Annotated in this window: 2 protein-coding genes; both read right to left on the reverse strand. The window is 42.9% G+C overall.

Going from position 1 to position 1,280, the window contains the following annotated elements; all coding sequences use genetic code 11:
• The coding region (locus tag A3738_RS07010; protein ID WP_156504036.1) for an amidohydrolase family protein at window positions 1-466 on the reverse strand (466 nt) is incomplete at its 3' end.
• 147 nt (window positions 467-613) lie between these two features.
• Window positions 614-1,280 (reverse strand): TetR family transcriptional regulator C-terminal domain-containing protein (locus A3738_RS07015; protein ID WP_369819778.1); only part of this gene is annotated, 667 nt, incomplete at its 5' end.

A 1,280-nucleotide genomic window follows, 5' to 3' on the forward strand; every position in this document is an offset into this window, starting at 1 on the left:
TCAGGGTAACGCGCGTTCCCACTTTTGAAGCGGCTTGAACTTGAATATCAATCGCTTCAGTTAATGCCTCAGGAAACAAATAATGATGATCTGACACCGTAGTACAGCCAGAAAGAAGCAACTCGCTCAAACCTAATTCAGTCGCAGCACTTAGCATCTCTGGTTGAAGCCTCGCCCACACCGGATACAAGGTTTGAAGCCAAGGAAACAAACGTTTGTTAAGTGCTGGCGGAAATGCGCGCGTAAGCGTTTGATAGAGATGATGATGAGTATTAATCAGACCAGGTAATAGGACCGACTCTGAAGCATCAAACACTTCATGATAAGACGTTTGGGGTACTTGACCGAGGGCAATAAGCTCCACGATTTTATTGCCACTAACAACAATACCGCCACGCGCATCTTCATCATTGGCGGTAAATACGGAAAGCGGATTTTTAATCCAAGTCGTTTTGGGATTAGACATGAAAAGTCACTCCTATTTATTGTGAATAGAACAGGATGGCAGTGACTTCCTAAGGGAATGCTCAATGAGCAGCGTGTTAATCTGCCGATGAAATATGAACAGCTTGAACTTGGGGTCAGAGTACTTTTACTCTGACCCCAATATTCGTTATACGTTTAAACCACAGCCGCCTAAAATGACTGTGCAAAGCAGTTCTTTAATTCTTTGTACGTCTTCGTCGTCGTACTCAAGCTTATTCGTCACAGTAAGAATCTGCGCATCAAAGTCAGCGTAATGCTGTGTCGTTGACCAAATCATGAAGATCAAATGTTCAGGATCAATCGCTTTCATCTTGCCTTGATCAATCCATGATTGAATGATTTTGCTTTTCTCACGTACCCAAGTACGCAAGTTTGTGCGCAAGTGCTCTTGAAGATTTGGCGCGCCTTGAATGATTTCTAAAGCAAAAATTTTAGAGGCACTTGGATACTGAATCGCCAAGTCGACTTTGGCACAGATATACGCGCGTAAAACTTCAGCAGGGTCATCCCCTTCACTCATATCTTCAATCGTTTCGTCCCAACGATTAATGATTTCATCAAGTACCGCAAGATAGAGTGCTTGTTTGCTTTTGAAGTAGTACAGCACATTCGCTTTTGGAAGGCCGGCTGCATCAGCAATTGACTGCATGCTTGTGCCCTTAAAGCCATTCTTTACAAAGGAATCTTCTGCTGCTGCAAGAATATTCTTACGATTTTGTGCACGAATTTTTCCTGTTTTTTGCGGAGCTTCTGCGATATCCATGGTAATACTACTTGTTCGTTTCTTATTAAGC

The sequence above is a fragment of the Oleiphilus sp. HI0066 genome (genome assembly GCF_001635725.1).